This window comes from Nonomuraea sp. NPDC049152 (assembly GCF_040648355.1).
In the GTDB taxonomy this organism is placed as follows: domain Bacteria; phylum Actinomycetota; class Actinomycetes; order Streptosporangiales; family Streptosporangiaceae; genus Nonomuraea.
In genome coordinates this window covers 160,872-186,481 of sequence record NZ_JBEZDO010000011.1, presented here as the reverse complement: position 1 = coordinate 186,481, position 25,610 = coordinate 160,872, and the positions used below count along the sequence as shown (strand labels likewise).

General features: G+C 70.7%; 24 protein-coding genes. 18 read left to right on the top strand and 6 right to left on the bottom strand.

The genetic code is table 11. From position 1 onward, the window contains the following. The first annotated feature begins 37 nt into the window (after positions 1-37). Positions 38-589 (top strand): hypothetical protein, encoded by a 552-nt coding sequence (locus tag AB0B45_RS21880; protein WP_358133133.1) that lies wholly within the window; start codon positions 38-40, stop codon positions 587-589. Here AB0B45_RS21880 and AB0B45_RS21875 read toward each other — a convergent pair. After that, positions 558-1,997: an MFS transporter gene (locus AB0B45_RS21875; protein ID WP_358133131.1), complete on the bottom strand. Its 1,440-nt coding sequence runs from the start codon at positions 1,995-1,997 to the stop codon at positions 558-560. The two genes, AB0B45_RS21880 and AB0B45_RS21875, sit on opposite strands and share 32 nt — an antisense overlap. A gap of 55 nt (positions 1,998-2,052) precedes the next feature. Between AB0B45_RS21875 and AB0B45_RS21870 the strand changes: the two genes are divergently transcribed. The 12 genes from AB0B45_RS21870 (at position 2,053) to AB0B45_RS21815 (ending at position 13,615) form a co-directional block, all read left to right on the top strand. Next, positions 2,053-3,009 carry a ketoacyl-ACP synthase III gene (locus AB0B45_RS21870; protein WP_358133129.1) on the top strand — a complete coding sequence of 319 codons (957 nt, stop codon included), beginning with the start codon at positions 2,053-2,055 and terminating at the stop codon, positions 3,007-3,009. Then, positions 3,009-3,740, top strand: a complete 732-nt coding sequence (locus AB0B45_RS21865; RefSeq protein WP_358133126.1) for a glycosyltransferase — start codon at positions 3,009-3,011, stop codon at positions 3,738-3,740. The genes AB0B45_RS21870 and AB0B45_RS21865 overlap by 1 nt, the downstream gene beginning before the upstream one ends. Then, positions 3,737-4,879 (top strand): cytochrome P450, encoded by a 1,143-nt coding sequence (locus AB0B45_RS21860; protein WP_358133123.1) that lies wholly within the window; start codon positions 3,737-3,739, stop codon positions 4,877-4,879. The genes AB0B45_RS21865 and AB0B45_RS21860 overlap by 4 nt, the downstream gene beginning before the upstream one ends. Next, positions 4,876-6,366, top strand: coding sequence for a class I adenylate-forming enzyme family protein (locus tag AB0B45_RS21855; protein WP_358133120.1), 1,491 nt, complete (start codon positions 4,876-4,878; stop codon positions 6,364-6,366). Before AB0B45_RS21860 ends, AB0B45_RS21855 begins: the two co-directional genes overlap by 4 nt. Before the next feature lie 46 nt (positions 6,367-6,412). Next, positions 6,413-7,312, top strand: coding sequence for an NAD(P)-dependent oxidoreductase (locus AB0B45_RS21850; RefSeq protein WP_358133118.1), 900 nt, complete (start codon positions 6,413-6,415; stop codon positions 7,310-7,312). Positions 7,313-7,405: 93 nt separating this feature from the next. Further along, complete coding sequence (locus tag AB0B45_RS21845) at positions 7,406-8,776, top strand: LCP family protein (RefSeq protein WP_358133115.1); 1,371 nt, start codon at positions 7,406-7,408, stop codon at positions 8,774-8,776. A gap of 314 nt (positions 8,777-9,090) precedes the next feature. Continuing rightward, positions 9,091-10,122: an ABC transporter substrate-binding protein gene (locus AB0B45_RS21840; RefSeq protein WP_358133113.1), complete on the top strand. Its 1,032-nt coding sequence runs from the start codon at positions 9,091-9,093 to the stop codon at positions 10,120-10,122. A 1-nt stretch (position 10,123) separates the two neighbouring features. Next, positions 10,124-10,909, top strand: coding sequence for an ABC transporter ATP-binding protein (locus tag AB0B45_RS21835; RefSeq protein ID WP_358133110.1), 786 nt, complete (start codon positions 10,124-10,126; stop codon positions 10,907-10,909). Continuing rightward, the gene (locus AB0B45_RS21830; RefSeq protein ID WP_358133107.1) at positions 10,906-11,766 is read left to right on the top strand and encodes an ABC transporter permease; all 861 of its coding nucleotides are present in this window, start codon (positions 10,906-10,908) and stop codon (positions 11,764-11,766) included. The genes AB0B45_RS21835 and AB0B45_RS21830 overlap by 4 nt, the downstream gene beginning before the upstream one ends. Further along, positions 11,750-12,124 carry an Rrf2 family transcriptional regulator gene (locus AB0B45_RS21825; RefSeq protein WP_358133105.1) on the top strand — a complete coding sequence of 125 codons (375 nt, stop codon included), beginning with the start codon at positions 11,750-11,752 and terminating at the stop codon, positions 12,122-12,124. Before AB0B45_RS21830 ends, AB0B45_RS21825 begins: the two co-directional genes overlap by 17 nt. A gap of 99 nt (positions 12,125-12,223) precedes the next feature. Beyond that, positions 12,224-13,174 (top strand): ATP-binding protein, encoded by a 951-nt coding sequence (locus AB0B45_RS21820; protein ID WP_358133102.1) that lies wholly within the window; start codon positions 12,224-12,226, stop codon positions 13,172-13,174. Positions 13,175-13,228: 54 nt separating this feature from the next. Continuing rightward, the gene (locus tag AB0B45_RS21815; protein WP_358133099.1) at positions 13,229-13,615 is read left to right on the top strand and encodes an SCO5389 family protein; all 387 of its coding nucleotides are present in this window, start codon (positions 13,229-13,231) and stop codon (positions 13,613-13,615) included. Here AB0B45_RS21815 and AB0B45_RS21810 read toward each other — a convergent pair. The 3 genes from AB0B45_RS21810 to AB0B45_RS21800 are packed head-to-tail and all read right to left on the bottom strand — an operon-like array spanning position 13,584 to position 16,227. Continuing rightward, positions 13,584-14,585, bottom strand: coding sequence for an LLM class flavin-dependent oxidoreductase (locus tag AB0B45_RS21810; RefSeq protein WP_358133096.1), 1,002 nt, complete (start codon positions 14,583-14,585; stop codon positions 13,584-13,586). The two genes, AB0B45_RS21815 and AB0B45_RS21810, sit on opposite strands and share 32 nt — an antisense overlap. A 26-nt stretch (positions 14,586-14,611) precedes the next feature. Next, positions 14,612-15,280, bottom strand: coding sequence for a ribonuclease HII (locus AB0B45_RS21805; protein WP_358133094.1), 669 nt, complete (start codon positions 15,278-15,280; stop codon positions 14,612-14,614). Between the two features lie 11 nt (positions 15,281-15,291). Further along, positions 15,292-16,227 (bottom strand): LysR family transcriptional regulator, encoded by a 936-nt coding sequence (locus AB0B45_RS21800; protein WP_358133091.1) that lies wholly within the window; start codon positions 16,225-16,227, stop codon positions 15,292-15,294. A 71-nt stretch (positions 16,228-16,298) separates the two neighbouring features. On the opposite strand from AB0B45_RS21800, the gene AB0B45_RS21795 reads away from it, so the two are divergent. The 4 genes from AB0B45_RS21795 (at position 16,299) to sigJ (ending at position 22,849) form a co-directional block, all read left to right on the top strand. Beyond that, positions 16,299-17,594, top strand: coding sequence for a pyridoxal phosphate-dependent aminotransferase (locus tag AB0B45_RS21795; RefSeq protein WP_358133088.1), 1,296 nt, complete (start codon positions 16,299-16,301; stop codon positions 17,592-17,594). 152 nt (positions 17,595-17,746) lie between these two features. Beyond that, positions 17,747-18,391 carry a GNAT family protein gene (locus AB0B45_RS21790; protein WP_358133085.1) on the top strand — a complete coding sequence of 215 codons (645 nt, stop codon included), beginning with the start codon at positions 17,747-17,749 and terminating at the stop codon, positions 18,389-18,391. Between the two features lie 236 nt (positions 18,392-18,627). Further along, positions 18,628-21,600: a BTAD domain-containing putative transcriptional regulator gene (locus tag AB0B45_RS21785; RefSeq protein ID WP_358133082.1), complete on the top strand. Its 2,973-nt coding sequence runs from the start codon at positions 18,628-18,630 to the stop codon at positions 21,598-21,600. Positions 21,601-21,979: 379 nt separating this feature from the next. Next, positions 21,980-22,849 (top strand): RNA polymerase sigma factor SigJ, encoded by an 870-nt coding sequence (gene sigJ / locus AB0B45_RS21780; protein ID WP_358133080.1) that lies wholly within the window; start codon positions 21,980-21,982, stop codon positions 22,847-22,849. A gap of 7 nt (positions 22,850-22,856) precedes the next feature. Here sigJ and AB0B45_RS21775 read toward each other — a convergent pair whose 3' ends face one another. Then, positions 22,857-24,254, bottom strand: a complete 1,398-nt coding sequence (locus AB0B45_RS21775) for a methyltransferase (protein WP_358133077.1) — start codon at positions 24,252-24,254, stop codon at positions 22,857-22,859. Between the two features lie 93 nt (positions 24,255-24,347). Here AB0B45_RS21775 and AB0B45_RS21770 point away from each other — a divergent pair, with 93 nt between their 5' ends. Continuing rightward, on the top strand, positions 24,348-24,635 hold the full coding sequence (locus AB0B45_RS21770; protein ID WP_358133075.1) for a hypothetical protein: 288 nt from the start codon (positions 24,348-24,350) through the stop codon (positions 24,633-24,635). On the opposite strand, the gene AB0B45_RS21765 is transcribed toward AB0B45_RS21770, so the two are convergent. Then, entirely contained in the window at positions 24,625-25,596 is a 972-nt protein-coding gene (locus tag AB0B45_RS21765) for an NAD(P)-dependent oxidoreductase (RefSeq protein ID WP_358133072.1), read from the bottom strand. The two genes, AB0B45_RS21770 and AB0B45_RS21765, sit on opposite strands and share 11 nt — an antisense overlap. Positions 25,597-25,610: the final 14 nt, after the last annotated feature.

Here is a 25,610-nt window from a genome sequence, read left to right as displayed (position 1 = left end):
GAGGTGGGCGTCTTGTGGGGAGGCGTGGATATGGCTCATGCGGCACGTGCAGGCGTCAGGCGCGCCCGCCGACGACGACCGCGGCCCGGTGATCGAGGGCCAGGCGGTCCTGTTCGAGATCAGCGACGTGCGGTGGGACGACGATCCGATCCTCAGGCGGTACGGCGACGCCGCCCAACACGCCCTGTACACCCGTAAGTTCACCGAGGCCGACATCATCCCGCCCTTCAAGTACAGCTACGGACAGCGCCTGACGCCCCAGCTCGAGTGGGCGACCACGCTGCTGCGGTCCAGGCCGTACAGCAAGAGCGCGTGGGTGTCGCTGACCAGGCCGGGCGAGCCGTACGACGCGGTGCCGTGCCTGGCCGCGGTGGCGGTCAGGATCAGGGAGGGCGCGCTGGTGATGACGGCGTCCTTCCGCTCGCAGAACGCCTACACCTGCTACCTGAACTACGTGCCGCTCAGGGACGTCCAGGCCGGGATCGCGCGGGATCTCGGCCTGGACTGCGGCCCGCTGCGGGTGTTCGTGGACGTGCCGCACCTCTACCTGGCCGACCTCACGCAGGTCGAGCGGATTGCACGGCGCTGAGCGGCGTCGCGATCTCCTCCAGGCCCTTGCGCTCGGCCTTCACGCCGAGGACGAGCTCGACGAGCCCCGCCAGCACCATGAGGCCCGCGCCGATGGAGAACGCGAGCGCGGTGTCGCCAGGCACTCCGCTCTCGACGAGCCCCGCGAAGACCAGCGGTCCCGCGATGCCGCCGACCCCTGTGCCGACGGCGAAGAAGAACGCGATGGCCATGGCCCTGGTCTCCATCGGGAAGATCTCGCTGACCGTCAGGTAGGCCGAAGACGCGCCGGCCGAGGCGACGAAGAGCACCGCGCACCAGCAGGCGGTCAGCGTGACCGCGGTCAGCGACCCCTGCGCGAACAGCCACGCGGTGACGAACAGCAGCGCGCCGGAGCCGATGTAGGTGGCCGAGATCATCGGCACCCTGCCCACCGTGTCGAACAGCGGCCCGAGCAGCAGTGGGCCGAAGAAGTTGCCGAGCGCGATCACCGCGAAGTAATAGCCGGTGTGAGTGTCGATGTGGAAGAAGGTCGACAGGATCTGCGCGTAGCCGAAGGTGATCGCGTTGTAGAGGAACGCCTGGCCGATGAAGAGCGACAGCCCGAGGATCGTCCGCTTCGGGTAGAGGGCGACCATGGTGTGCGCGATGCGAATGAACCCGATCGACTTGCGCTGGTGGATGGTCATCTCCCGCTCGGGCTCCTCCAGCTGCCCGCCCACCTGGCGCTCGATGTCCGCGACGATCTCCTCGGCCTCCCTCTCCTTGCCGTGGATGAACAGCCAGCGCGGGCTCTCCGGCACGTGCCTGCGCACCAGCAGGATCGCCAGGCCGAGGACCACGCCTAGCCCGAAGGCCACGCGCCAGCCGATGTTGACGGGCAGGTCGTTGAGCAGCGGCACGGTGAGCAGCGCGCCACCCGCGGCGCCCAGCCAGTAGCTGCCGTTGATGAGGATGTCGATCCTGCCGCGGTGCCTGCTGGGGATCAGCTCGTCGATCGCCGAGTTGATCGCAGCGTACTCACCGCCGATGCCGAAACCGGTCAGGAACCTGAACGCGAAGAACCACAGGGGATGAAAGGAGAAGGCCGTCATCAGGGTCGCGAACAGATAGACCAGGAGCGTGATGATGAACAGCTTCTTCCTGCCGAACCTGTCGGTCAGCCAGCCGAAGAACAGCGCTCCCGAGCAGGCGCCGGCCACGTAGAGTGCCGCGGCCGTGCCCGCGACCTGTGCCTGGGTGATCTCCAGGCCGCTGCCTGGCTTGGCCAGCTGGGCGGAGAGATTTCCGACGATGGTGACCTCGAGCCCGTCGAGGATCCAGACGGTGCCGAGGCCGATGACGATCATCCAGTGCCAGCGCGACCATGGCAGGCGGTCGAGCCTGGCGGGCACCTTCGTGGTCACGGTGCCGATTTCAACTTCGCTCATACCCTTCCCTGCCCCGACAACTGTTCTGCAAGCTCGGGTGGCTAGCGTGCTCTGGGTGAAGGCGCGCATCGTGGACATAGCGACGTATCTCCCCGGCCTGACACTGACCAGCAGTGACGTCGAGGAGCGGATCGAGGGGTTCAGGGCGCCCAGGGGGCTGATCGAACGCCTGACGGGCATCAGGCGCAGGCATGTGGCGGCCGACGGCCAGCAGGCCTCCGACCTGGCCGTCGAGGCGGCCAGACAGCTCGACACCGACGTCGACCTGCTCATCTTCGCCTCGGCGTCGCAGGACATGGTCGAGCCCGCGACCGCGCACATCGTGGCGGCCAAGCTGGGCCTGTCATGCCCCGTGTTCGACGTGAAGAACGCCTGCAACAGCCTGCTCAACGGGATCCAGGTGGCCGAGGCGCTGATCCTCTCCGGCGCCCACCGCAGGGTGCTGGTGTGCACGGGCGAGACGCCGAGCAGGGCGATCAGGTGGCAGGTGAAGGACCGCGAGCAGTTCGTCGACTCCTTCGCCGGCTACACGCTGTCCGACGTGGGGGCCGCGGTGCTGCTCGCCGCCGACCCGCGGCGCGGCATCTTCTACCGCGACTTCTCGGCCGACAGCACCGCGTGGGACATCGGCACGCTGCCCGGCGGCGGCTCCGCCCACCCGCGCGACCCCGAGTACTCCTACTTCCGCGGCGACGGCCGCCGGCTGAAGGAGGCGTTCGAGAAGGCCGGGCCCGACATCTTCGTCACCGCGCTGAAGCAGACGGGCCTGTCGTGGGACGACTTCGCGATCGTGGCCGTGCACCAGGTGGCGCTGCCGTACCTGCGCTTCCTGGCCGACACGCTGGGCATCCCCGAGGACAGGCTGGTCGTCAGCCTGCCCGAGCACGGCAACTGCGCGTCGGCGACCCTCCCGCTGCAGCTCCGGCTCGGCGGCTGGGCGCCGGGCGACAGGGTGGCGCTGCTCGGCCTCGGCGGGGGCATCAGCATGGGCGTCATGCTGGCGGAGATGTGATGAAGCTCTGGGTCGTCGTGCCCGCCTACAACGAGGCGGCGAGCATCGGGGCGACGCTGCGCGCCCTGCGGGAGCAGCATGACCGCGACTTCACCGTGCTGGTCGTGGACAACGCCAGCACCGACGGCACCGCCGAGGCGGCCCGCGCGTTCGGCGTCGAGGTCGTCCACGAGTCGCGCAAGGGCACGGGCGCGGCCTCCGACACCGGCATGCGCCACGCGATCGCCAACGGCGCCACCCACCTGGCCAGGACCGACGCCGACTGCCTGCCGCGGGCCGACTGGACGGCGAACATCCGCCGCGCCTTCGCCGACGGCCTGGAGCTCGTCGGCGGCAAGCTGCGGGCGCGCACCGACGAGTTCCCGCTGAAGCTGTGGGAGCGCCGCCTCATCCCCGCCGTGGTCGAGACCGCCGCCTTCTTCGGCAAGGCACGGCCGAGCAACCGCTCACCCGACTACCGCGGCCCTTACGTCATGATGCCCGGCGCCACCATGGCGATCACCGCGGACCTGTACGAGCGCTCGGGCGGCTTCCCCCGCACGGCGATCGAGGAGGCGCACGAGGACCGCGAGCTGGTCAACCGCGTACGCAGGCTCACCGGCGCGTACGGCTCCCGCCGCGACGTCGTGGTGTTCGGCTCGGTCCGCCGCCTGCGCGCCTACGGTCTCGTCCGCACCCTCGCCTGGTACATCGACCACCACTACAAGCCAGAAGTGATCGACATCCGGTGAGCCATGAGACCTGGCTCTACCTGGCCGCGCACCCTGTCGCCTACCCGCTGGTGCGCCTGCTCGCGCGCATGGGCCCGGTGGTGCGCGTTCCCTGGCTCGGCGTGGTGGTGAACGACGCCGCCACCGCCCGCCGCGTGCTCATGGACCCGCGCTTCCGCAAGGACGGCCCTGGCTCGCCTGGCGAGCTGTGGACGCCGGTGCTCGGCCCTTCCGTGCTGCTCAACATGGAGGGCGCCGCGCACGCGGCGTTGCGGGCCAAGCTCGCTCCGCTCTTCACCCCCTCCTCGGTCTCCGCGCTGGTCACCGACGTGCTCGACGTGCCGTTGAAGGAGCTCTCCGCCCGGCTGGACGGCGGTGAGCGCGTGGACCTGGTCGACGCGATGCGGCTGATGGCGGGCTCGGTGATCTGCAGGCTGATCGGGCTCGGCGAGGTGCCTCCCGAGCGGGCGCGGGCGCTGTTCGCCGACGGGGAGCGCGTGGCTGCCATGGTGTCGCTGCGCACGCGCCGGTTGTCCGCCCGTCAGGTGGTGGCCGCCCGCCAGGTCCTCGACCGGATCGGCGACATCGCCTCCGCCGCCTACCTCGCCGAGGATCCCGCCACGGTGATGGGCAGGATGCGCTCGCTCGGGCTCTCGGAGGCCGAGGCCAGGGGCGCGGCGGGGGCGTTCTTCCTCACGGGGACGGAGACCGTGGCCACGTTCGTCCCCCGCCTCATCGCGCTCCTGCACGACCACGGGCACCTCCGCCAGGGTCGTCCCATCGCGGGCGCCGAACTCGACCGCGCCGTCGAGGAGGCGATGCGGGTGACCACCCCCACCCCCGTGATGCTGCGCTCGGTCGCCGAGCCCGCCACCGTCGGCGCGGTTCCGGTACGGCCGGGCGACCGCGTGCTCATCGCCACCCACAACTGCGCCCGTGCCCACGGCCCCTTCGACCCTTCCCGCCCGCATCCGCCAGAGCTGCGCAGGCTGTGGTTCGGCGCGGGGCCGCACTTCTGCATCGGATATCCCCTCGCGCTGGCCGAGATCCGCGCCGTCGCCGCCGCCCTGCTCCGGCACGACCTGCGAGTCGTCGGCAGGAAGGCGGCCCGTGGCGTCCTCATCCCGACCTACGCACACCTCTGGGTCAGGAAAGCGTGATCGACATCATCTCCGGCGTGCTCGCCACCGCCGACACCGCCCCCGCCAGGACCGCCCTGATCGCGCCCGACGGGACCCCCGTCACCTACGGCGAGCTCAGGACCCGCCTCCTCACCGTCGCGCACGCCCTTCGCGGCGATGACGACTTCGGCGTGCTGTTCGCCGTCAGGCCGGGTCCCGACGCCGTCGCGCTGGCGCTCGGCGCGGTGGCGGCGGGAGGGACGCTGGTACTGGCCGACCCAGGACTCGCGCCCGAGGTGTTCGCCGGGAGGATGGCGCTCACGCGGCCCCGCTGGGTGATCGCGGAGTCGCTGCTCTACCTGCTCAGCGGCCCGTTGGAACGCCTGGCCAGGCGCCGGGGGCTGCTCCTGCCGAACCTGCGCGAGCCCTTCCCCGGAGCCCGCCACCTCTACACCGGGCCGTGGCTGCCCGGCGTCCCGTCGGGCGCGCTCAGGGTCGGCGGGCTGCCCGGCGTCCCGTCGGGGGTCGGCGGGCTGCCGGCCGTACAGGGGGCACCGGTCACGCGGGACCAGGCGGCCGTCGTCGCCTTCACCTCGGGGACGACCGAGCAGCCCAAGGGGGTCGTGCACACCAGGCGATCGCTGGCCGAGGGCCTGCGCCTGTTCACCGAGGCGGTGCCGATGGGGCCAGGCGACGTGGTCCACACCGACCAGTTCATCCTCGGGCTTCCCGCGCTCATCGCGGGCGCCACCTGGTCGATGCCGGGGCGCGGCGACTACGCCGAAGAGCTGGCCCGGCGCGGGGCCACCCATGCCTTCTCCGTTCCCGTGAAGCTGCACGGGCTGCTGGAGCGCACCCATCGGCTGCCGGGCACGCTGCGCTGCCTCCTGCTCGGGGCCGCTCCCGCGCCGCCTGCCGTACTCAGAAGAGCGAGGGAGGCGGCGCCCAAGGCGGACATCCTGTCGGTGTACGCGCTGACCGAGGCGTTGCCGATCGCGATCGCCTCCGCCGAGGACAAGCTCGCCGCCACCGGCGGCGACTTGCTCGGCGCGCCGCTGCCCGGCGTGCGCGTACGCGTCGCCGACGACGGCGAGCTGTTCGTCGCCGGGCCGCACCTCGCCCGCGGCTACCTCGGCGACGCGCCGCTCACCGAACTGGCCACCGGCGACCTCGTCCGTCTCGACGCCGAGGGCAGGCTGGTGCTGCTCGGCAGGAAGAAGGACATGATCCTGAGGGACGGCGTGAACATCTACCCCGGTGTCTACGAGCCCGCCATCGCCGCGCTGCCCGGCGTCGGCGAGGCGGCCGTCGTCGGCCTGCCCGACCCCGACACCGGCGACGAGGAGGTCGTCCTCGCCCTGACCACGACGGCGGGCTACGACGAGAAGCTGCTGCGCAAGGCGTTGCCCGACCTGATGGACGCGCCCGCGCTCCCCGACCGGATCGTGACACTGCCCGAACTGCCCCGCAAGGGCCGCAGCGACAAGCTCGACCGGGCCGCGATCAGACAGCAGGTGGCGCGGTGAGGTTCACGATCATCTTCCGCCGGGCCGCGATCGGGCGGGGCGCGCCATGAGGGTCGCGGTGACCGGCGCGTCGGGCTTCGTCGGCGGCGCCGTGTGCAGGGCCGCCGCCGCGCGGGGGTGGGAGGTGCTGGCGTACGGCAGGCGGCCGCACGCCGACCTGGGCGCCCTCCCCTACTCCTCCTGGGACCTGGTCCACGGCGAGCCGCCGAAGGAGCGGGTCGACGCGGTGATCCACTGCGCGGGCAGCGTCACCGACTGGGGCCCGCCACGGGAGATCTGGCAGGCCAACCTCACCGGCACCCGCAACGCCATGGCCGCCTTCCCCGGTGCCAGGTTCGTCCACGTCAGCACGGCCAGCGTCTACGACCCCTTCCGCCCGACCGTCATGGCTGAGGAGGACGAGGCCCCCGTCAGGCGTTACGCCAACGCCTACGGCGCGTCCAAGGCCACCGCAGAGCACGCCGTCAGTGGCCGGGCGGTCATCCTGCGCCCGCACGCGATCTACGGCAAGGGCGACACCACGCTCCTGCCCCGCCTGCTCCGCTCGATCAGGGCGGGCAGGCTGCTCGCCGTCGGCAGCGGCACGACCAGGCTCAGCCTGACCTCGGTCGACAATCTCGCGCAGGCCTGCCTGCTCGCCGTCACGGCCCCGATCGGGGTCTACAACGTGACCGACAGCCGCCCCGTCACGCTGGACGCCGCATTACGCGAGCTCCTGCGCGAGCGCCGCCTCGCCGTACGGCCGCTCTATGTCAGCGAGGGCGTCGCCATGCGGATGGCCGGGCTCACCGAGATCATCTCCGCCTACACCCGCCGCCCACCCCGGCTGACCAGGTACGCCGTGGGCCATCTCGCCGTCGAACGCACTCTCGACATCACGAGGGCACGCGAGCTGCTGGGGTACGCCCCGGCTGCCACCTCGTTCGCCGGAGCGGCCTCTTGGTGAAAGCTTGAGCCGACGCGGCCCGCAGCATCGCCTTTCAGCCGAAAACCGTTACTAACCTGTGATGGATCTACTGATAGACGAGGTTGGGGCGGGATGACTGGCAAAGGTCGCGAATTCGGCCCGGGCACGGCCGTGGTGCTGACGATCGGCTCGGCAATGCTGTGGGGCCTGGCCCACCTGGCCACCGGACGGCTCCGTACCGGCTTCGGCCTCATGACGGTCTACCTGGTGCTCGTCGGGTTGATCGTCACCATGGCCACCGCGTTCAGGGGCGCGCTGCTGTCGCTCGCCGTCCAGCCCACCTGGCTCGTCGTGCTCACGGTCGCCATCGCGACGATCGCCCTCGCCTGGTCCACCGTGATCATCTGGTCCTTCTGGCTCGTACGGCCCAGCGGCGCGGGCCACAACCTGAACCTCGCCGTCGCCGGCGGCCTCTGCATCCTGGTCATCGCGCCGAGCGCCTGGGCCGCCCGCGTGGCCTACGTCTCCCACGACGTCGTGACCAGCGTGTTCTCCTCCATCAGCACCACCCCCGTGATCGCCCAGGACCCGTGGAAGGGCGCGAGCCGCGTCAACATCCTGCTCGCCGGCGCCGACGCGGCCGCCAACCGGGTCGGCGTGCGCACCGACAGCATGACCGTCGCCAGCATCGACACCGCCACGGGGTCGACCACGCTGTTCGGCCTCCCGCGCAACCTGCAGCAGGTGATGCTGCCCAGCGGCCCAGCCCGCGACCGCTTCCCCTACGGCTTCACCGGCGAGCCCCCCGCCACGCCCGGCCTGCTCAACGAGGTCTACCAGTACGCCGAGGACTACCCCGAGATGGTGCCGGGTGTGAAGGCCGGCCAGCGCGGCGCGACCCTGCTCAAGGAGACGATCAGCGACATCCTGGGCATCCCCGTCAACTACTACGCCATGGTCGACATGGCGGGCTTCGCCGAGATCATCGACGCCATGGGCGGCGTCAGGATCACCATCAAGGAGCCGATCACCTACGGCAAATACAACGAGGGCCTCCTGCCCGCCGGCACCCGCAAGCTGTCCGGCGAGGACGCGCTGTGGTTCGGCCGCTCCCGCACCAACAGCGACGACTACGTGCGCATGAGCCGCCAGAAGTGCCTGCTCAACGCCGTCGCCCAGCAGGCGGACCCGGTGACGCTGCTCAACAGCTTCGAGAACCTGGCCACCGCCACCAAGCGGGCAATCTCCACCGACATCCCCGCCGACCTGCTGCCCGCGCTGGTCGATCTCGGGCAGAAGGTGAAGGGCACCCACATCAAGAGCCTGCAGTTCGTGCCGCCACTGATCAACACGGCTTACCCCGACTGGCACCTGATCAAGAAGAAGGTGTCCGAAGCGCTCGACTCCAGCCAATCCTTCACCAGGCGCACCGCCAGCAGGCCGTCCACCACTCCCTCGCCCACGCCCTCGGACAACGCCATCTCCCTCGACGAGGTCTGCTAGCCCGGTCACCAAGCTGGACCGTCCACAGCTCTCCGAAGCGGTGGGACGCGCGAGGGCTCGACATCCGCACAGTCCGAGTGTGCGGCCCTCCCGAACCAGCGCAACGACCGGAGGTCCGGCGGTCGGGAGGCCGCCCGGCAAGGGGGGCGGGGAGCTCGGCTCCCCCGGAAGGCCGGTCCGAGCCGCCAGGCGAAGGCCCATGGGCTTACGGGTCGTCTTGACAGACGGTCTCATAATTCCCACTTGACGAGAAGGGAATGAGGGGATTTCATGTACACATAGCCGACTGATTAAGTAGGAAATAGGGAGTTGCGATGAAGAGGCTCGCCGCCGCCGTCGCCGTACTGGCCATGACCTCGCTGGCGGCCGCCTGCGGGTCCTCCTCGTCGGGCGCGCCCACAGCCGCGGCCAAGGAGGTGCGCCTCGGCTTCTTCCCGAACATCACGCACTCCACCGCCCTCTACGGCGTCGAAAAGGGCATCTACGCCAAGTCTCTGGGCGTCCCCCTCAAGACCAGCACGTTCAACGCGGGGCCCGCCGCCATCGAGGCCGTTTTCTCCGGCGCCGTCGACGCGACCTACATCGGCCCGAACCCGGCCATCAACGCCTGGGAGAAGTCCAAGGGCAAGGCCATCAACATCGTCGCGGGCTCGGCCTCGGGCGGTGTCTACCTCGTCGTCAAGCCCGAGATCAACTCGGTCGAGGACCTCAAGGGCAAGAAGATCGCCACCCCGCAGCTGGGCAACACGCAGGACGTCGCCCTGCGCTACTGGCTGCAGGAGAAGGGCCTCAAGACCGACACCAAGGGCGGCGGCGACGTCAGCATCGTGCCGCAGGAGAACTCGCAGACCCTGCAGACGTTCGCCACGGGCGACATCGACGGCGCGTGGGTGCCCGAGCCGTTCGCCAGCAGGCTGGTCATCGAGAGCAAGGGCAAGATCCTCCAGGACGAGCGCGAGCTCTGGCCGGACAAGCAGTTCGTGATCACTCACCTGATCGTCAGGCAGGAGTGGGCCAAGGCCAACCCCGACCTGCTCAAGAAGCTCATCGAGGCGCACGTCCAGTCGACGGAGGAGATCAACACCGACCCCGACGCCGCGTCGAAGGTGGTCAACGCCTCCATCGAGAAGCTGACGGGCAAGCCGCTCAAGCCCGAGGTGCTGGGCAGCGCGTTCAAGAACATCACGTTCACCAACGACCCGATCGCGTCGTCGCTGACCGGCAGCGCGGACCACGCCGTCAAGGTCGGCCTGCTCAAGCCGGTGGACCTCAACGGCATCTACGACCTGAAGATCCTCAACGAGGTCCTGGCCGCCAAGGGCCAGCAGTCGATCAAGGACAAGTGACATGACCGTCCAGGTGGACCGTCAGGAAGCGGTCCGGCTCGAAGGGGTCTCCAAGCTGTACGGTGACCTGCTCGCACTCGACAAGGTCTCGCTCAGCGTGGCGCCGGGCGAGTTCGTCTGCCTCCTCGGCGCTTCGGGATGCGGGAAGAGCACGCTGCTCTCGCTGGTGGCCGGGCTCGACCAGCCCTCTGGCGGCGTGATCTCCACGACCGGGCGCAAGGTCGCGATGATGTTCCAGGAGCCTGCGCTGTTCCCCTGGCTCACCGTCTCCGCCAACGTCGAGATGGCCATGCGCGCGCTGCCCAGGCGGGAACGGCGCGCGAGGGCCGAGGCGTTCCTCGAGATGGTCCACCTGGGCGGTTTCGGCCCGAAGCGGCCGCACCAGCTGTCGGGCGGCATGCGCCAGCGTGTGGCGCTGGCCCGCTCGCTGGCCCAGGACGCCGACGTGCTGCTCATGGACGAGCCGTTCGGCGCGCTCGACGCCATGACGCGCGACCTGCTCCACGACGAGCTGGAACGGATCTGGCGGGAGCGGAAGCTGTCCGTCCTGTTCGTCACCCACAACGTCCGCGAGGCCGTACGGCTCGGCGACCGGGTCGTGCTGCTGAGCAGCAGGCCGGGCAAGGTCGTCGAGGAGTTCCCCGTGGAACTGGCCAGGCCGCGCCGTACGGACTCCGCCGAGGTCGCCACGCTGGCGGCGCGCATCACCGACCAGCTCAAGCGAGAGGTCGCCCGCCACGCGGACAACCCGCGCAAGACCGCTACCTCACAGGAGGAGCGCCCATGAGCACCGACACCCACGCCGCGCAGATCGCCGGCCTCGACGCCCTGGAGATCACCGAGAAGCGGCGCGGCGCGCTGGCCACCCGTCTCTGGGCGCGCGTCTGGCCGATCACGCTGGCCGTCGGCATCGTGCTGGCCATCTGGCAGGGCGTGGTCTGGGCGGGATTCTGGGAGCCGTGGGTCTTCGCGGGCCCCACCGAGGTCTTTGCCGTGCTGTTCGAGCGCCTGGGAACCGGCGAGTTCTGGCAGGCCGTCGGCGTGACCATGCGCCGCGCGGTGACGGGCTTCGCCGCCGCCGTGCTGATCGGCCTGATCGTCGGCGCGCTCGTCTCCAGGGTCAAGGTGCTGAGGGCCGCCTTCGGCTCGCTGATCACCGGCCTGCAGACCATGCCGTCGATCGCCTGGTTCCCGCTGGCGATCCTGCTGTTCAAGCTGAGCGAGAGCGCCATCACCTTCGTGGTGATCCTGGGCGCCGCGCCGTCCATCGCCAACGGCCTGATCACCGGCGTCGACTACACCCCGCCGTTGCTGCTGCGTGCGGGGCACGTGCTCGGCTTCCGCAGGCTCCAGCTGTACTGGCACGTGATCCTGCCCGCCTCGCTCCCGTCGTTCCTCGCGGGCTTGAAGCAGGGCTGGGCCTTCGCGTGGCGGTCGCTGATGGCCGGCGAGATCGTGGTCATCATCGCCAACCAGCCCTCGCTCGGCGAGCAGCTCCACTACGCCCGCGAGCTGGCCGACTCGGCCGGCCTGCTCGCCACCATGATCGTGGTCCTGATGATCGGCATCGTCATCGACCTGCTCTTCGAGGCCGGTGACAACGCCCTTCGCCGTCGCTGGGGCCTTCGTGCGGATCTCCGCTAGGACGCAGTACGCGCTGCGGGCGGTCACGGAGCTGGCCGCGGCGCCGGAGGGCCCGGTGTCCGCCGAGCGGATCGCGGCGGCGCAGGGCATTCCGCGCAGGTTCCTGGACAACATCCTGTTGCAGCTGCGCAGGGCCGGGCTGATCCGCAGCCAGCGCGGCCCTGACGGCGGCTACTGGCTGGCCCGCGAAGCGTCGGCGATCACACTCGCCGACGTGATCGCGGTCGTCGAGGGCTGGCCTTCGCCCGACGAGTATCCGGGGGTGGCCCAGCCTCTGGCCGACGTGTGGGCCACGATCCGCGAGCACGAGGAGAAGTTACTCACCGAGATCACCTTCGCCCAGATCGTGTCCGCCTAGGCGCGACCTCCCGAGGGTTTCGGCAAATCCCGCCTTCTCGCGCCCCGCTGTGTCATGCTGAATCGGAAACGGTTTTCATACTCAGATGGGGTCGGCAGCGTGAGAGTGGCGTTCGTTGGCAAGGGCGGCAGCGGCAAGACCACCGTGTCCGCACTGTTCTCGAGGTTCGTGGCGAGTCAGGGCGACCCTGTGGTGGCCGTCGACGCGGACATCAACCAGCACCTGGCGCTGGTCCTCGGCCTGGAGGAGACGCCGGAGCCGCTCGGCGCGCGCCTCACCGAGATCAAGGAGCTCCTGCGCGGCTCCAATCCGCGCATCCCCGCCGCCGAGGCGATGGTCAAGACCACCCCGCCGGGGCGCGGCTCGCGGATCCTGCGCTTCGACGACCTGCCGTACACGGTGGAGACGCGCGAAGGGCCGCGCCTGATGGTCACGGGGCCCTTCAGCGAGGACGACCTCGGCGTCGCCTGCTACCACTCCAAGGTCGGCGCGGTCGAGCTGCTGCTCAACCACCTGGTCGACGGCCACGGCGAGTACGTCGTCGTGGACATGACGGCGGGCGCCGACTCCTTCGCCTCCGGCCTGTTCACCAGGTTCGACATGACGTTCCTGGTGGCCGAGCCGACCAGGCAGGGCGTGAGCGTCTACAGGCAGTACAGGGACTACGCCGCCGACTACGGCGTGGCCATCGCGGTGGTGGGCAACAAGGTCCACGGCCCCGGCGACGTCGAGTTCCTGCGCGAGCACGTCGGCGACGACCTGCTGACCTGGATGGAGCACTCCAGCGCGGTCCGCGCCCTGGAGCAGGGCCGCCCCTTCACCCTCCACGACCTGGAGCCGGCCAACGCCGAGGCCCTGTCGGTGCTGGTCAAGCACGCCGACGCGCAGGAGAAGGACTGGGCGAGGTTCGGCCGCCAGACGGTGGAGTTCCACCTGCGCAACGCCCGCGCGTGGGCCAACGAGCGCACGGGGCTCGACCTCGCCGATCAGATCGATCCTGACTTCGTGTACGGCCCCGCGTCACTCGACTGTCGCCTTCAAGCCATCTAGAGCACGTCCGCGACCCCACCTAGCGTCTAGTAGTTCCCTTCGAGAGGAGACAGCATGTCGCTGACCGTTCCGAACGATCTTCTCGAGCAGGCCAGACAAGGAGAGATCGACGACGCGGCGTTCCTCGCCTGCGTCCGCGACTCCCTGCCCTACGCCTGGTCGATGATCAGCGAGCTGGTCAAGCAGCGTGAACACTCAGGAGCCGCCTTCGCCGACAACCAGACCCCGCCGCCGGACGAGGAGGCCCGCGGCCAGCTCCTGCGCTGCCTGGCGAGCGACTCGATGCGCGGCGCCCTTGAGCGTCACTTCGGGGTACGGCTCGCCTTCCAGAACTGCCACAGGGTCGCGGTGTTCGATCCGGCCGCGACCGGCGCGCTACGCGACTTCGTGACCCCGCGGGCGCAGATCCTCAACCAGAAGCCGGAGCTCGTCGACTGCTGATCCTGGGCAGCACGTCGGCGCCGAGCCGCCTGATGTTCTCGAGGGTGCGGGAGCTGTCTCCCGCACCCTCGACCATCAGGATCAGGTGCTCGATACCCGTCACCGCCCGCGTGCGCTCGATGGCCGCCACGCAGTGGTCGGCGTCGCCCACCGGGTGCGTGCCGGTCAGGAAGTCCACGTAGCGCCCGATGTCACGCGAGGGGCGGGCCCGCCCGTCCACGGGCGTGTAGCCCGCGAGACCCGGCTCCAGCCAGCGCGGCATCGCCTTCCTGAGCGTCTGGACGGCCTCGTCCGTCGTGTCGGCCACGTGGCCGACCGCGGCGGCCACGTGCCGCGTCCTCGGACCGCCGGCCGCCTCGTAGGCCGCGACGGCCGCCGCCTTCTCCTCGTCGCCGACGTGCATCCCCAGCAGCATCGGCAGGCCCCTGTCCGCCGCCAGCCGCGTGGTCTCGGCCGAGGTGCAGGCGACGACGGGCGTCATCCGCGCCGACGGGACCATCGTCACCTCGCGGAAGGAGAAGAACTCCCCGTCGGCGGCGATCCTGTCACGCGACAGCGCCGAGCACAGCACGTCGAGCGACTCGGCGAAACCGCGCTCGAACCGCGGCAGGCCCGTCCCGAAGACCTCCAGGTCCACCCACGGCCCTCCCCTGCCCACCCCGAGGCTGAAGCGCCCGCCCGACAGGTGGTGGAGCATCGCCGCCTCCTCGGCCAGCGCCACGGGATGCCGCGTGGACAGCACGCTCACCGCGGTGCCGACGCCGATCCGCCTGGTCCTGCCCAGCGCCATCGCCGCGAACGCGACGGCGGAGGGGCAGACGCCGTACGACATGAAGTGGTGCTCGGCGATCCACACCTCGTCGAAGCCTGCCTCCTCGGCGGCCTCGACGGCCGCGAGCGCGTCACCCAGCACCTGGGCGGGCTCCTGCCCAGGGAAGGCCGCAGCGACGAGGAACACACCCATCCGCATCCCCCGATTGTGAGGCAGCGGCGGGCTCAGCCGAACAGGGAGATCTGCCCCTCGCCGACCGCCGCGTCCCTGTGCTTCTTGAGGTGCCGCCATCGCGGCAGGTCGTCCAGGTAGGACCAGGACAGGCGGTGGTGCGCGGTGGGGCCGAGCTCGGCCAGCGCGGCCTGGTGGACGGGCGAGGGATAGCCCGCGTTGTCCGCGAAGCCGTACTCGTCGCAGCCGAGGGTGGCCATGTGGGCGTCGCGCCTGACCTTGGCCAGCACCGACGCCGCCGCCACCGAGATGCTCGCCTGGTCGCCCTTGACCTCCAGGCGGACGGGCCACGGCGAGCCGATGTAGTCGTGGGAGCCGTCGAGGATCACCATGTCGGGCCGCAGCGGAAGGGCTTCGAGGGCTTGCCTCGCCGCCCTGCGCAGCGCCTCCGTCATGCCGAACGCGTCGATCTCCTCGTGGGAGGCCTCGCCGTACGCGATGCCCTTGGCCCACCGCTCCAGCTCGGGCGCCAGCGCGGTACGGCGGGCGGCGGACAGCTGCTTGGAGTCGGTCAGCCCGCCTGGCGGCTCGGACAGGTCGGTGACGACCGCGCAGACCAGGACGGGGCCCGCCCATGCGCCGCGGCCGACCTCGTCGATGCCCGCGACGATCTTTCCGCGCGCGCCCGCGAGCAGCTTCTCGATGTCGTACGTCGGAGCCACGGCATCGAAGGCTACCGGTGCGCCAGCCTGACGGGCTCCAGATCCGCGGCGAGATAGCGGGAGGCGACGTGGATCGCCCGCAGCGTCACCGACACCGAAGGCCGGTGGACGCTGGAGCCCCTGGCGACGGCGAGCACGTCACGGCCCACGGGAGAGCCGGGGAACTCGCGCACCGCGATGCCCCGCACCCCCGCCGCCAGCGCGAGGGCGGGCACGGCGGCGATGCCGATGCCCTTGGCCACGAGGGAGAGGATCGTGCCGAGGCCCTCGAACTCCCACGGCGTCCGCCGCGCGCCCCCGACGTCGGCGAAGAGCCGGTCCACGGCCAGGCGGGACGGCTCCCCGTCGGGAGTGGCCATCCACGGCTCGTCACGCAGCTCGCGAAGGTCGATCGGCACGTCGGTGTCGGCCAGGCGGTGCTTGCGCGGCACGACGAGGACGAGCGGGTCGTGCAGCAGGGGGAAGACCCTCAGCGACTCGCTGTCGCGCGCCCTGCCGTACCAGTCGTCGATGAACGCGATGTCGACCTCGCCGGACTGCACCTCGCGCATGCCCCGCCCCGAGCGCGACTGCCCGAGCCTGATGGTGAGCCCCGTGTGGCGCCGCAGCGTTCGCGCCAGCACGGGCGCGAAGGCGACCGCGGCCGTGGGGAAGGCGGTGAGCACCACGCGGCCCGTGGGCGTGCCCGCCTGCGCGGACAGGTCCGACTCCGCCTCCTCGACCATCGTGAGGATGCGCTCGGCGTGCGCCACCAGGCGGCGGCCAGCGTCGGTCAGCTCGGCGCTGCGCGCGGTGCGGTCGAGGAGCGCGGTGCCGGCCTCGCGTTCCAGCGCGGCCAGTTGCTGCGAGACCGCCGAGGGGCTGTACCCGAGCGACTCGGCGGTCGCCGCGATGCTGCCCCTGCGGGCGAACTCGCAGATCAAAGTAAGACGCCGCAAATCGAGCATCGGTCTTCCTTACGCCTACCCATGAAAAGCCTCGCTTGTGCTGATGCCTTTCATACAACCAGGCTGGGAACGTGACAAACACGAGCGTGAAGCTGTCCGCCACCTTGGCGGCCAACGAAGACATCGAACGAAGACGGCACGCCGGGGAACGCGTGCTGCACCTGGCCTTCGGTGAGGCAGGTCTGCCCGTGCACCCGGCGCTGCGGCACAAGCTGGTCACCGCCTCGGACCGCAACGGCTACGGGTCTGTCGCGGGGGCCGCGGAACTACGCGAAGCAGCGGCGGGCTACTGGACTCGACGGGGACTCATCACCGAACCCGACCGCGTCGTCTGCGCCCCCGGCAGCAAGCCGCTGCTGTACGCCCTGCAACTCGCCATCGGCGGCGACATCGTGCTGCCCATGCCGAGCTGGGTCAGCTACGCCGCGCAGGCCGATCTCGTCGGCTCCCGGCCGATCCTGGTCCCCGCGCCCCCCGGCGAGGGAGGGGCGCCAGACCCGGATCGCGTCGCCTCCGCCGTCCTGCACGCCCGCGCGCAGGGCAGGACGGTGCGCTCCGTGCTGGTCACGCTGCCCGACAACCCCACGGGAAGGCTCGCGTCGCCGCGGACCATCGGCCGCCTGGTCGAGGTCGCCCGCGAGCTCGACCTCGTGATCATCTCCGACGAGATCTACCGCGACCTCGTCCACGACCTCGCGACCCCGTTCCTGTCCCCGGCCGACCTGGCGCCCGAACGTACCGTGATCACCACCGGGCTGAGCAAGAGCCTGGCGCTCGGCGGCTGGCGCATCGGCGTCGCCAGGCTGCCCGACGGCGCCCGCGGCCTGCACGACACGATGCTCGCGATCGCCAGCGAGATCTGGTCCGCGCCGGCCGCTCCCGTCCAGCAGGCGGCCGCCTACGCCTTCACCGAGCCGACCGAGCTGGTCGAGCGCGTGGCGCAGAGCAGGCGGCTGCACGGCGTGGTCGTGAACGCGGTCCACGCCGCGTTCGTCGAGGCAGGCGCCAGCGTCCCCGCCCCGCAGGGCGGCTTCTACCTCTACCCCGACCTCGGCTACCTGGGGGCCGGCGGCTCGGCGGAAGTCACCAAGCTGCTGATCGAGGACCACGGCATCGGCGTCCTGCCGGGACACGCCTTCGGCGACGACCCGTCGGCCGCCAGGGTGCGGGTGGCCACCAGCCTCATGTACGGCGAGAGCCAGGAGGAGCGCCTGGCCGCGCTGACCTCCTCCGACCCCCTTGCGCTGCCGTGGATCGCGGCCAACATGGAGCACCTTTCGAGGGGTTTGCACGACCTGTCCGTCCAGCGGAAAACGGCAGGGAGAACCCCGCGCCGCGCCCTGGTCGCAACGCCCGTGCACAGCTAGGCATCGGTTTGGCAAACTTTGTCCCGCGACCCCCTCGCGAAGCCCCACGATCACCCTGTTGACCTGGGAAAACGTAGCCATTGCAGAAACCTGCAAAAGATAGCGCGTGAGTCCTGGTATCTCCCGCCGCGTGCAAGCCCCATCATGTGCTCATGCCCGCTTTTGTCACCCTGTCCGGGCGCTTCGTGCGCCTGGAACCTCTCAGCCTCGCGGCGGTCGATGACCTCGTCGCCGCGGCGAGTGAAGACCGCTCCACGTATGCCTTCACTCGTGTTCCCGTTGGGCGGGAAGAGATGGTCTCCTACGTGGAGGCCGCTATGGCTGAGCAGGCGGAAGGCCGGACGATGCCTTTCGCCATCCGGTGGCTTCACACCGACCGCGTCGTCGGTGCCACCCGTCTCATGCACCTGGAGTACTGGCAGGGCCCCATGCCCTGGCCTCCGGGCACACGTGGCGTGGTGGGCGAGATCCCTTCCGTGGCCGACATCGGCTACACCTGGCTCTCCGCTTCGGCGCAGGGCACGGGTGTGAACAGGGAGAGCAAGTTCCTGATGCTCTCCCTGGCCTTCGACACGTGGGGCGTCCACCGCATCACCCTCAAAGCAGATGTACGTAATACGCGATCCCGGGCCGCCATCGAGGCTCTCGGCGCGCACCTGGACGGTGTGCGACGGGCAGACAGCCGAGGCGCCGACGATACGGTCCGAGATACCGCGTACTACTCGATCCTGGGCTCGGAATGGCCGATGGTTCGAGAACGGATGGCTCAGAGACTCGGTCTCGTCGAAGCCGCCTAAGCACGTTCCTACGAAAAATCCGGACACGAAGGCCCTGCCCGCTATGTCGGGCAGGGCCTGGTGTTCTTTTCGGCCGGAAAGGCATGACCGCCCCCGTTGAACTGGGCCATGCCCTTGTGAGATTCAGCATGCTCCGCGCTGCTTAACGCCGGATCAAAGCGCAATCAACGAAATGGCCACCTCTGGGCACCTAGTATTTGGTAGCAAAATGTTCCATTGCGTTGGAGACTGTGAGCATGGCTGGTGAGGGGCTGCGGTTCGCCGTGCTCGGTCCCGTCCGCGCGTGGCGCGATGGTGACGAACTCGATCTGGGAACACCACTTCAGCGTTCGATCCTCGCGATGCTCCTCCTCAGGGAAGGCCGCGCGATCACGCCTACCGAAATGATCGACGCGGTATGGGGAGAGGAAGCCCCGCCGAGAGCGCTCGGCGCGCTGCGCACCTACGTCTCGCGGCTGCGCACGGTGCTGGAGCCCGACCGCTCGCCCCGCTCGCGCCCCGAACTGCTCACCTCCGTCGGCAAGGGCTACGCCCTGCGCGCAGGCTCCCTCGACTTGACCCTCTTCGAGCGCGGGGTCCAGGAGGCCGAGGCGCTGCGCAAGAAGGGCGGCGCCGGCGAGGCCGCCGAGAGCCTGCGCGCCGCGCTCGCGCTGTGGGAGGGCGAGCCGCTGGCCGGCGCGGTCGGCCCCTTCGCCGAGCACCAGCGCGACCGGCTGGTCGAGCGCCGCATCACGGCCCTCGAACAGCTCATGGACCTCGACCTGGAGCTCGGCAGCCACGCCACGATCGTCTCCGAGCTGATCGCGCTCACCGCCGACCACCCGCTGCGCGAGCGGCTGCGCGCCCAGCTCATGCTGGCCTACTACCGCTGCGGACGGCAGGGCGAGGCACTGGCGGTCTTCACCGACACCCGCGAGGCGCTCATCGAGGAGCTGGGCATCGAGCCGGGACCCGAGCTGACCGCGCTGCACCACAAGATCCTCGCCGCCGACCCCAGCTTGATGGCGCCGCCCAGTCCGGCCCCCGAGCCCGTCGCCGAAGGATCCGCGAGCGCCGCCGACGAGCACGAACTCCCGCGCCCGGCGCAGCTGCCCGCCGCCGTCAGCGACTTCACCGGCCGCCGCCCGCTGGTCGCCAGGCTGCGCACGCTGCTGTCGGCCAAGACCGCGGCCGAGGGCGTGCCCGTCGCGGCCATCTGCGGCATCGGCGGCGTCGGCAAGACCACGCTCGCCGTCCACGTGGCGCACGCCTGCGACGACCTGTTCCCCGACGGGCAGCTCTACGCCGACCTGCGCGGCTTCACCGACGAGGCCACCGCCCCCGAATCGGCGTTGGGAGCGTTCCTGCGCGCGCTCGGCATCCCCCCTGACGTCATCCCCGAGGGACTGTCCGAGCGGGCCGCGCTCTACCGGTCGCTGCTGGCCGACCGGCGCATCCTGGTGCTGCTGGACAACGCGCGCGACACCCGTCAGGTCAGCCAGCTGCTGCCCGGCTCGCCCGGCTGCGCGGCGATCGTCACCAGCAGGGTGAAGCTGGCCGACCTGCCGTCGGCCAAGCTGATCGACCTCGACGTGATGGAGCCCGACGAGGCGCTGTCGCTGTTCACCGCCATCGCGGGGCCCGAGCGGGTGTCCGCCGAGCGCGGCGCGGCGATGGACGTGGTGGCGGCGTGCGGGTTCCTGCCGCTGGCCGTACGGATCGTGGCGGCACGGCTGGCCGCGCGGCCCTCGTGGACCGTCGCCTCGCTGGTGCCCCGCCTGGCCGACGAGCAGCGCCGCCTCGACGAGCTGCGCGTCGGCGACCTGGCGGTGGAGGCCACCTTCGCCCTCGGGTACGGCCAGCTCGACGCCGCCCAGGCGAGGGCGTTCAGGCTGCTGAGCCTGCCGAACGGCCCCGACATCTCGGTCGGCGCGGCGGCGGCCGTCCTGTCGTCGCCGACGCTGGAGGCGGAGGACCTGCTGGAGTCGCTGGTGGACGCCAGCCTCCTGGAGGCGCCCGCCCCGGGCCGCTACCGCTTCCACGACCTGCTCAAGCTCTTCGCCCGGCGCATCCTCGAACGGACCGAGCGCCCGCAGGCCAGGACGCTGGCCCTGCGCAGGCTCCTCGGCTTCTACCTGGCCTCGGCCCAGTCGGCGCACCGGCTCGCCTACGAAGGCAGCATGATCCCCGACAACATCGTCGTGGTGGGCAGCGGGCGCACGTTCGCCTCGGCCGACGACGCCGTCGCCTGGCTCATCGCCGAGGGCGACGCGCTGTTCGCGGTGATCGGCCAGGCCGCCGAATCCTGCCGCACCGCCGAGCAGCTGCTGCCCGCGGCCGACCTCATCGTCGCCATGGAGCCGCTGCTGGAGGCCGGGACGCACGCCCGCGAGTTCGACCTGGCGACCAGGGCCGTGCTGGCCACCGCACGGAAGATCGGCGACCAGGCGAGCGAGCTGCGCGCCCGTTACGGCCTCGGCCGCGTGCTGTTCGGCGCCAACCGGCTGCCCGAGTCGAAGGAGCAGTTCCGGCTCGTGCTCGACCTGTCGACCGCCCGCAACGAGCGCATCGTCATGGGCGAGGTGCTCAACGCCCTGGCCGTCGTCTCGGGCCGCCTGCGCCTGCACCACGAGGCGCTCGGCTGGTTCGAGTCGGCCACGACGTTCTACAGGGAGAACGGCGTGCAGGCCGGAGAGGCGCTGGTGCTCAGCTACTCCGCCCGCGACCACCTCGGCCTCGGCAACCCCGACGACGCGATCGTCGCGGCCGAGAAGGGGCTGGCCATCTTCACCGAGATCGGCAGCGGAGCGGGCACCGCCCGCGCCCGCTACCACCTCGGCATCGTGCTGTCCCGCGTCGGACGCCTCAACGAGGCCGTCCACCACCACGCCGAGTGCCTGGCCTTCTTCAGGGCCAGCAAGCAGCGGGTGTGGGAGCAGCGGGTGTGCGCCAGGCTGGCGGAGACGTTCATCGCCGCCGAGCGTTTCTCCGACGCGGTGCGTCACGCGGAGCAGGCGCTGGCGGTCAGCCGCGAGATCGGCCACCCGTACGGTGAGGGGCTCTCGCTCGCGGTGCTGGGCAAGGCGCTGCACGGCATGGGCAACGCCTCCGGGAGCGTCGACTGCCTACGTCAGGCCTTCGACATCTTCACCAGGCTCGGGGCTCCCGAGGCGGGTGACCTCAAGGCCCTCCTCGCCGGTGTCGGCGTCGCCTCCGTCGTCGAGTCCTAAGTACAGTTCGTCGTCCAGACGGGTCATCCACACATGGTTGATCAAGGCCGGTCTCTTTTCGGGTGCGGTGTGTGTGGGCCCGACCGGCCGTCTGACCGTCACGTTTCGCTAGGGGGCCCGGTTATCCGGATGCTCCACGTGACAGCTAGCCGCCTCACGATGACGGCCGGTCGGGCGACACACCCCGTTTCTTGCGAACCCCCCGGGGTGTGTCCACGCTCCGAGGGTGCGGGGTCGCGCATGCAAACCAATCAACGCCCGATCAACCGGCTCACCACGCGGGCAGCGGGCGAAGAGGCCGCGAGGGTCGCATGATTGGCTGTCCTTCACGGGATCGTTCGTCACCGGCATGACGAACCGTGAAGAAGGAATGTGGCGGATGGACCCATACGAGCAGCTGGCAGAGCGATTCGAGGAACACCGCGCCCATCTGAAAGCGGTGGCCTACCGGATGCTGGGCTCGCTGAGCGAGGCCGACGACGCCGTCCAGGAAGCGTGGCTCAGGCTCAGCCGTACCGACGTGAGCGAGGTCGGCAATCTCGGCGGCTGGCTGACGACGGTCGTCGCGCGGGTGTGCCTGGACATGCTGCGGGCGCGCGAGCGGCGGGAGGAGCCGGCCGGCGAGCACTTCCCCGACCCCGTCGTGACCAGCGAGGACGGCAGCGATCCCGAGCATGAGGCGATGCTGGCCGACTCGGTCGGTCTCGCCATGCTCGTCGTGCTCGACACGCTGGCTCCCGCCGAGCGGCTGGCCTTCGTGCTGCACGACCTGTTCGCCGTGCCGTTCGAGGAGATCGCGCCGATCGTGGAGCGCTCGACCGCCACCACGCGGCAGCTGGCCAGCAGGGCCCGTCGCAGGGTGCAGGGGGCCGCGCCCGCGCCCGACACCGATGTGAGCAGGCAGCGGAAGGTCGTCGACGCTTTCCTCGCCGCCGCCCGCGGTGGCGACTTCGAGGCGCTCGTCTCCGTGCTCGACCCCGACATCGTGCTGCGCTCGGTGAGCATGGCGGGCGTGTCGACGCTGCGCGGCGCCGCGGCGGTGGCCAAGCAGGCGACGAGGTTCGCGCGCGTCGCGACGGGCGCGCGTCCCGTGCTGGTGAACGGCATCGCGGGCCTGGTCTCCATGGTGAACGGCAAGCCGTTCTCGGTCATGGGCTTCACGGTCGTGGACGGGCGGATCGTCGAGATGTACTCCGTCTCCGACCCCGAGCGCCTGGCCAAGCTGGACCTCGGCGTGATCGACGGCTGACCGCCGCCTACAGGTGGAAGTAGCCCTCGGCGATCAGCGGGCGCAGGGTGTCGGCGAGCAGCTGCTCGCCGTCGCCCACCAGCTCGGCGATCACGTTCAGCAGCGGGCCGAGGGCCAGCTCTCCGTCGCAGACCCCGGCCAGCGCCGCCTCCACCGTGCCGACGTCGGTGCTGCGGAGCAGGCCACGGGTCTGGCGCAGCACGATCCGCGAAGGGTCCTCGGCGCCTGGAGCGCCGATGCGCTCGTCGAGGAGGCCCTCGGCCACCCGCAGCCTCGCCGTGTCCAGGTCGCGGATCCTGTGGGCGGCGGCGATCGAGTCGAGGACCTCCTCGACGTAGTCGCCGACGGGCAGGGAGACCTGGTGGGTCAGCCGCTCCACCCTGACGACGGGGTCGAGGGCGCCCGAGTTGCGCAGCGTGATCCAGCCGAAGCCGACGCCCTCCACCTTGTTGGCCTCGAACCACGACAGCCATTCGTCGTAGCGGCCGGCGTAGGCGGGGGTGCCCTGCACGGCCGCGTCGCGCAGCCACAGCTCGACGTACTCGGCCGGGTCCTGCACGTCGCGCTCGACCACCCAGCCGTCGCAACCGGTCTCGCCGACCCAGCCGCCCACGCGGTCGCGCCAGTCCTCGCCCTCGACGTGCAACCAGTTGGCCAGGAACTGGGCGTGGCCGTCCTGAGCGAGGTGGTGAGGGGCCCGCAGGACGAGATCGCGGCAGAAGTCGTCGCCCTCGGCGCCGGTCTCCCTGTAGGTCAGCCTCCCGCCGGGTGAGATCACGAAGGGCGGGTTGGAGACCACGAGATCGAACAGCTCGCCCTCGACGGGCTCGAACATGGAGCCGACGCGGGCGTCGACGCCGGCGATGCCGGACAGCCGCCAGCTCAGGCGGGCCAGCTCCACCGCGCGCGGGTTGAGGTCGGTGGCGACGATGCTGGAGGCGCGCTCGGCCAGGTGCAGCACCTGGACGCCGCAGCCGGTGCCCAGGTCGAGCGCGCGCTCGACAGGCCTGCGGGTGACGAGCTGGGCGAGGTTGGCCGACGCGCCACCGGCGCCGACGACGTGGTCGGGACGCAGCGCGGGATCGCCTGGGCGGACCTTGCGGTCGGAGACGACGTAGCCGTGCTCGTCCCACGGCTGCAGGTGGACGGTGGCGCGGACGCTGTCGCCGTCGAACTCGACCAGACCCGACTCCATCACCTCGAAGGGCAGCGCGGCCGCCTCGACGGGAACGCCGAGCCACCACAGGCGGATCATCGCGTCGAGCGGGTCGCCGCTTCCTGTCGCCCGCAGGGCCGGGACCAGCTCCTCTCTGGCCAGCGCCGAGGCCGCCATGTCACCGAGCCGGTCGCGAACGCCGTCGATCGTGTAGCCGGTCTCCAGGAGATGGTCGCGCAGTCGTTCCACCCGCCCATCCTAGATCCGAAACTCACGGTAATCGTACAGTTACGTCTGCCATACTCCTTCTGCCCCACCACTGCCCGAAGAGGAACGGAACCGATGCTGCTTCCCTGCCTCGCCTGTGAGTCCCGGTTCAAGCCAGAGGAGTACTTCAGCGCCTGCTCCGACTACGACCGCGGTCTCGACCGCGTCACCTGGACATGCCCGACCTGCGGCAACCGCGATGACCTGCGCGTCTTCACGGGGGAGCTCTGCTTCGGCGCGGCCAGGCACGGCCGTTTCGACGTCCACGACCGGGTCCGCGTCCCCGGGTTACGCCGCCACCGCCACGAGGTGGCACTCGACATCTCCCTGGACAGACGCCACTGGCACGTTCCTATGCGATGATCCGCGCATCGACCGGCGTGCAGGCGTGCGCGGGCCGCTCGCCGCGCACCAGCCTGACGATGTCCTCCACGATCGACTCCGCTCGCTCCTCGGCCGTCTCCCCCGTGGCCTGGCCGAGGCGCGGGGTGAGCACCACGTTCGGCAGCCTGGTCAGCGGGTGCGAGCGGTCGAGCCACTCGCCCTCGAAATGGTCGAGTCCCGCCCCGCCGAGCCGCCCCCAGCGCAGCGCCTCGACCAGGGCGGTCAGGTCATGCAGAGCGCCGCGCGAGGTGTTGAGGTAGATCGCGCCCTCCCGCATGCATCCCAGCTCGGTCCCGCCGATGAGTCCTCGCGTCTCGGCGGTCAGCGGCACGTGCACGGAGACCACGTCCGCCTCGGCGAGCAGCTCGGGCAGGGTGTGGGTGGCCTCGGAGACGTAGGGGTCGCAGGCGATCACCCGCATGCCGAGCCCCTCCGCCCGCCACTGCACGGCCTTGCCCACCCTGCCCAGCCCCACGATGCCGAACGTACGGCCCGACAGCCTCGAACCCCGGTAGCGGTCGGTGGCGGGCACGTGCTCGCGGCTGCCCCTGCCCCGCCGTACCTCGCGGTCGGCGGCGACGATGTGCCTGCTGACCGCGAACAGCAGCGCCAGCGTGAGTTCGGCGACCGCGTCGACGTCCTGTGCGCCGTCGTTGAGCACGGTCACCCCGCGCTCGGCCGCCAGGTCCAGGTCGATGGTGGTGAGGGCGCCGGTGCAGGCCACGACGTCCAGAGGAAGGTCAAGGACCGACGTGCGGACCTGGTCGTGGTCGGTGACGAGCACGCTGGCACCCGTCTCGATGAGGAGGTCGGCCAGTTCGTCGTCGGAGAATCCGAGAGGGGGCCGCTCGGCCACCTCGACGACGTCGGCCACCTCGCGGAGCCGCGCGAGGGCGTGCTCCGGCAAGCCGGTCAAGAGGAGCGCGCGCGGTCGTCTCACAATCGCGACAATAA

Excerpts from the sequence above, each read along its gene's own strand:
- AB0B45_RS21800 (WP_358133091.1), bottom strand. The coding sequence starts at position 16,227 with ATGCTCGATTTGCGGCGTCTTACTTTGATCTGCGAGTTCGCCCGCAGG.
- sigJ (WP_358133080.1), top strand. The coding sequence starts at position 21,980 with ATGGACCCATACGAGCAGCTGGCAGAGCGATTCGAGGAACACCGCGCC.
- AB0B45_RS21810 (WP_358133096.1), bottom strand. The coding sequence starts at position 14,585 with ATGCGGATGGGTGTGTTCCTCGTCGCTGCGGCCTTCCCTGGGCAGGAG.
- AB0B45_RS21850 (WP_358133118.1), top strand. The coding sequence starts at position 6,413 with ATGAGGGTCGCGGTGACCGGCGCGTCGGGCTTCGTCGGCGGCGCCGTG.
- AB0B45_RS21790 (WP_358133085.1), top strand. The coding sequence starts at position 17,747 with ATGCCCGCTTTTGTCACCCTGTCCGGGCGCTTCGTGCGCCTGGAACCT.
- AB0B45_RS21880 (WP_358133133.1), top strand. The coding sequence starts at position 38 with ATGCGGCACGTGCAGGCGTCAGGCGCGCCCGCCGACGACGACCGCGGC.
- AB0B45_RS21840 (WP_358133113.1), top strand. The coding sequence starts at position 9,091 with ATGAAGAGGCTCGCCGCCGCCGTCGCCGTACTGGCCATGACCTCGCTG.
- AB0B45_RS21845 (WP_358133115.1), top strand. The coding sequence starts at position 7,406 with ATGACTGGCAAAGGTCGCGAATTCGGCCCGGGCACGGCCGTGGTGCTG.
- AB0B45_RS21830 (WP_358133107.1), top strand. The coding sequence starts at position 10,906 with ATGAGCACCGACACCCACGCCGCGCAGATCGCCGGCCTCGACGCCCTG.
- AB0B45_RS21835 (WP_358133110.1), top strand. The coding sequence starts at position 10,124 with ATGACCGTCCAGGTGGACCGTCAGGAAGCGGTCCGGCTCGAAGGGGTC.
- AB0B45_RS21785 (WP_358133082.1), top strand. The coding sequence starts at position 18,628 with ATGGCTGGTGAGGGGCTGCGGTTCGCCGTGCTCGGTCCCGTCCGCGCG.
- AB0B45_RS21865 (WP_358133126.1), top strand. The coding sequence starts at position 3,009 with ATGAAGCTCTGGGTCGTCGTGCCCGCCTACAACGAGGCGGCGAGCATC.
- AB0B45_RS21770 (WP_358133075.1), top strand. The coding sequence starts at position 24,348 with ATGCTGCTTCCCTGCCTCGCCTGTGAGTCCCGGTTCAAGCCAGAGGAG.
- AB0B45_RS21875 (WP_358133131.1), bottom strand. The coding sequence starts at position 1,997 with ATGAGCGAAGTTGAAATCGGCACCGTGACCACGAAGGTGCCCGCCAGG.
- AB0B45_RS21815 (WP_358133099.1), top strand. The coding sequence starts at position 13,229 with ATGTCGCTGACCGTTCCGAACGATCTTCTCGAGCAGGCCAGACAAGGA.